This is a genomic window from Protofrankia sp. CiT1 (assembly GCF_917627335.1).
GTDB lineage: Bacteria > Actinomycetota > Actinomycetes > Frankiales > Frankiaceae > Protofrankia.
Genome location: NZ_CAKJTP010000130.1, coordinates 4,656 through 9,416, shown reverse-complemented (window position 1 = coordinate 9,416; position 4,761 = coordinate 4,656). Strand labels below are relative to the sequence as shown.

The following is a 4,761-nucleotide window of genomic DNA, read 5'->3' as shown; positions in this document are numbered from 1 at the left end:
CGTTGCCTGACGTTGCCTGACCTTCAAGGATTCCAGAGGACCCCAGATGGGCAGACCACGCAAGCGGATCCACCTGGCCGCGCACTTCCCGGGCGTGAACAACACGACCGTGTGGAGCGACCGGCGGTCGGGCAGCCACATCGAGTTCAGCTCATTCGTGCATTTCGCGCGGACCGCGGAACGGGCGAAGTTCGACTTCCTCTTTCTGGCCGAAGGACTGCGCCTGCGTGAGCAGGCCGGCCGCCTCTACGACCTGGACGTGGTCGGCCGCCCGGACACGTTCACGGTGCTCGCCGCGCTGGCCGCCGTCACCGACCGGCTCGGGCTCGCCGGCACGATCAACTCCACGTTCAATGAGCCCTACGAGGTCGCCCGGCAGTTCGCCAGCCTCGACCATCTCTCCGGTGGCCGGGCCGCGTGGAACGTCGTCACCTCCTGGGACGCGTTCACCGGTGAAAACTTCCGCCGCGGCGGCTTTCTGCGCGAAGAGCAGCGCTATGAACGAGCCGAGCAGTTCCTGCGGACGGCGTGGGAACTGTTTGACTCCTGGCGCGACGACGCGATTGTCGCGGACAAGGAATCGGGAATCTTCGTCACCGACGCGTCGGCGGGTACGTTCGAGCATCACGGCGGCCATTTCGACATTGCCGGCCAGTTCAATGTTCCCCGCAGCCCGCAGGGCCGGCCGGTGATCTTCCAGGCCGGCGATTCGAACGAAGGCCGTGAATTTGCCGCGGCGACGGCCGACGCCATCTTCAGCCGGCACAGCACCGTTGCGGCCGGCAAGGCGTTCTACACCGACGTCAAGGGACGGCTGGCCCGCTACGGCCGGCCACCGCAGGCGCTGCTCGTGTTGCCAGCAGCCACCTTCGTGCTCGGCGACACCGACGCCGACGCCCACGAACAGGCCGCCATCGTCCGCCAGCAGCAGGTCAGCGGGCAGACCGCGATCCGGCTCCTTGAGCAGCTGTGGAACCGTGACCTGAGCTCCTACGACCCGGACGGCCCACTGCCCGAGATCGACCCCAAGCCGGGCGAGAACACTGTCGCACGGGGCCGCGCCAGCGTACGGATGTTCTCCGATCAGCAGGCGGTCGCCGCACAGTGGCGTGCACTCGCTGAAGCGAAGAAACTCTCCATCCGCGAGCTGGTCATCGAGGTGACCGGCCGGCAGTCGTTCATTGGCACGCCGGCCACCGTCGCTGAGACGATCAACAGGTTCGTGCAGGCGGACGTCAGCGACGGATTCATCCTCGTCCCGCACATCACTCCTGGTGGCTTGGACGAGTTCGCCGACACGGTCGTGCCGCTGCTGCAGGAACAGGGCGTGTTCCGCGGCGAGTACGAAGGCACGACCCTACGTGATCACCTCGGTCTGCCGCTTCCCCACGGACCGAGCGCGATCACCCGGGCCGCTCCGTGAGGCCGCTGTTTCTCGTCTCCAAGGACCTCGCGCTGGCGGCCCAGCTGACCTGTGAGGTGGCTGTGGTCGGCCGCGGCCGACGTTGCGCCGCCGCGCTGGCAGCGGTATCACGACCAGAGGAGACGGCGCAAGTCGATTGTTGCCGGGACAACCATGATCAGTCGAGTGCGTCGATCCATTTCCTGACCGCCGCGGCCGTCGTCCCCGTGTGCTCCTCCAGGATGGTGAAGTGGTCGCCCGGGACATCGGCTACGTCGTGGGGCAGGGGCCAGTACGCCCGCCAGTCCTGCTTGCTGTCGGGATCACTCGGCATCCCCACCAGCGGTTCCTCCGCGCGGACGAGCAGGGTAGGCGCCGAGATCGGCTCCGGTTGCCAGCCGGCGAAGATCCGGTTGTAGGTGCCCATCGTGCTCAGCCTGGTGTCATGCGTGGTCATGTCGTAGCGGTCGAGCCGCTCCAGCAGGGCGGTCAACAAAGCGGTGTTCCACCATTCCATGCCCGGGACGAGCGGGGCGTCGATGGGGTAGGAGTCGACCAGGACCAGCCCGGCCGGGAATATCCCGCGCGCTTCCAGGCCGGCAACCACGGAGTTCGCGACGCATCCACCCATCGAACGACCGAGGATCACGAAGGGCTCGTCACCGACGATCTGTTCCACCGCTTCCACGTGCATCTGTATCAACGTCCGGTCGGCGTCCGGGAGGACGTCCCCTTCCGGGAGGCCGGGCGCCGGCACCACGAACACGTCCCGGTCGTCCTGGAAGGCGTTGCTGAACCGTGAGTACTCATGGGGACCGGACAGTGCGCTGAGCGCGGGAAAGCACACCAGGTTCGGCCGTGCCTCCCCGCTGCTCAGGTGCAGGGGGTGCGGGGCGTGCTCGTGCCTGGCGGCCGCGTCGAAGGCCGGCCGGAGGTGGGACGCGAGGATGATCAGCTGTGCTGCCGCGTCCACCCTCCCCGCCTTGATCAGCTGCTGGTACAGCGAAGCGAGCCCGCCGCTGTCCCTGTGCTGTTCCCTTCCGGCGGTGCCGGGCGCCGGTCGTCCGGCCGACTGGTCTCCCGCATCGCCGAGTTCCGCACGGATGAACCCGGCGAGTGCCGTTGGTGTGGGGAAGTCGAAGGTGAGGGTGGCCGGCAGCCGTAGCCCGGTGGCGGCGTTGAGACGGTTGCGCAGCTCGACGGCGGTGAGGGAGTCCAGCCCGAGTTCGACGAATGCACGTCCCTCACCGAGCGTGTCCGTACTGGCATGGCCCAGCACTCCGGCGACCTCGGTGTAGATGAGATCGAGGATGACCGCGTCACGCTCGGATTCACCGAGGCCGGCGAGGCGCGTCCTGATCGACGATGCCGCGCTGATCGTGCCGATCGCGCCGGGCCGCGCGGCGCGTCGTCCGGGCCGGACCAGCCCGCGCAGCAGTGACGGAATCGCGTGGGTCCCCGCCCGCGCACGCAGGCTCGCGAGGTCGAGCGGGGCCGGGGCCAGGACCGCGCGGTCGAGCGTCCGCGACGTGTCGAAGAGCTCCAGGGCCTCGGCCGAGGACAGCAGCCTCAGACCGGCGCGGCTGATCCGGCTCCAGTCGGCGTCGCTGAGCTGGCCGGTGATTCCGCTGGCCTGTGCCCACTGGCCCCACGCGAGGGAGGTGGCCGGCAGACCGTGGGCACGACGGTACCCGGCGAGGGCGTCGAGGAATGTGTTGGCGGCGGTGTAGCTTGCCTGCCCCGGGCCGCCGGTCAGCCCCGAGAGCGAGGAGAACAGGACGAAAACGGCCAGGTCGTCGTTCCGGGTGAGCTCGTGGAGGTTCCAGGCGCCGTCCACCTTCGGACGTAGCACCCCGTCGAGCCGTTGCGGGGTCAGCGATCCGACCAGACCGTCATCGATCACTCCGGCGGTGTGGACGACCCCGGTCAGGGGGTGTTCGGCGGGGATGGCGGCAAGGATGGCCGCGAGGGAGCCGCGGTCGGCCGCGTCGCCGGCCACGACGTGCACCTGCGCGCCGAGGTCGGTCAGTTCGTCGCGGAGTTCGCCGGCACCAGGGGCGTCGGGCCCGCGCCGGCTGGTGAGGACGAGGCGGCGCACACCGTGTGCGGTGACCAGGTGCCGTGCGAGCAGACCGCCGAGTACTCCGACACCGCCGGTGACCAGCACCGTGCCGTTCGGGTCCAGGGACTTCGGTAGGCCAACGGGCACATGATCATCGTGTTTCTCCAGCGCCGGGACGTCCCGAGGGACGCTGGTTGCCGCTGGCTGCCCGGATGTCGTGACCCGCACGAGCCGTGGCACCGACACCACACCGCCGCGGATCGCCAGCTGCGGCTCGCCGCCGCTGCCGGCCGCGGCCAGTGCGGCCGGCAGCGCGCGGGCGGACGCGTCGCTGTCGTCGATGTCGAGCAGGATGATCCGGTCGGGATGCTCGGCCTGGACGGAACGGACCAGGCCCCAGACGGGGGCGGAGCCGAGGTCCGGCGCCTCGCTGTCCGTGGCGGCGACAGCGCCACGGGTGACCACCACGAGCCGTGAGGACTCGGCCCGTCGCTCGGCGATCCACGTCTGTACCCATGCGAGCACCTGGTGTGCCGTCGTATGCGCGGTGCGCACGACAGCCGGGCGGTCCCCGTCGTCGGCAACCGCTTCCGGAATGCTGAGACGAATACCAGGGTGGGCGCGGGCTCACCCAGGTCAACAGCTGTGCCGAGAGCGGCGATATCGGTGAAGACCCTGGTCTTGGCACCGGCCTTGGCAAGAACGGAGCGCAGGTTCTGGTCGTTGTCACCGATGACCGACCACGCTTTGGTGGACGGTGGTTCCGGTAGGGTGACCGCCGTCCAGTCGACCTGGAACAACGAGTCCTGGTCCACCGGCCGGGCGGCGTTGATCTGCTCAGCCGAGACCTGGCGCCCGACCAGTGATTCGATCGAGAGAACGGGTGCGCCCGTCTCGTCGGCCGCCTGGATGGACAGTTTCTCCGGGCCGCTCAGCGCCAGCCGTACACGCAGGGCCGAGGCGCCCGACGCATGCAGGCGCACGCCCGTCCACGCGAACGGCAGATAGGTCCGGCCCTCTGGCGAGTTTCGCAACCCGTCGTAGGCGGTGATATGCACCGCGGCATCGAGCAACGCGGGATGCACGCCGAACAGCGCGGCGTCGGCACGTTGTCCGCCGGGCAGCGCGACCTCGACGAAGAACTCGTGGTCTCGCTGCCAGGCGGCGCGCAGGCCCTGGAACACCGGCCCGTATTCCAGGCCCACCGTGGTCAGAATGCTGTAGATGTCCTCGATATCCACTGCGGTGGCATCCGCTGGGGGCCATTCGTCCAGGGTGAAGGGCGCGTCCTGGACGG

General features: G+C 69.2%; 2 protein-coding genes and 1 pseudogene. 1 reads left to right on the top strand and 2 read right to left on the bottom strand.

What is annotated here, in order from left to right; all coding sequences use genetic code 11:
* Window positions 1-46: 46 nt before the first annotated feature.
* Window positions 47-1,423, top strand: coding sequence for an NtaA/DmoA family FMN-dependent monooxygenase (locus MJ785_RS17050; protein ID WP_239346436.1), 1,377 nt, complete (start codon window positions 47-49; stop codon window positions 1,421-1,423).
* 157 nt (window positions 1,424-1,580) lie between these two features.
* Here MJ785_RS17050 and MJ785_RS17045 read toward each other — a convergent pair whose 3' ends face one another.
* Complete coding sequence (locus tag MJ785_RS17045) at window positions 1,581-4,019, bottom strand: type I polyketide synthase (RefSeq protein WP_239381755.1); 2,439 nt, start codon at window positions 4,017-4,019, stop codon at window positions 1,581-1,583.
* A gap of 341 nt (window positions 4,020-4,360) precedes the next feature.
* A pseudogene (locus MJ785_RS22350) lies at window positions 4,361-4,705 on the bottom strand (polyketide synthase dehydratase domain-containing protein); the annotation flags it as partial.
* Window positions 4,706-4,761: the final 56 nt, after the last annotated feature.

Coding starts and splice junctions, on each gene's coding strand:
- MJ785_RS17050 (WP_239346436.1), top strand. CDS start 47: ATGGGCAGACCACGCAAGCGGATCCACCTGGCCGCGCACTTCCCGGGC.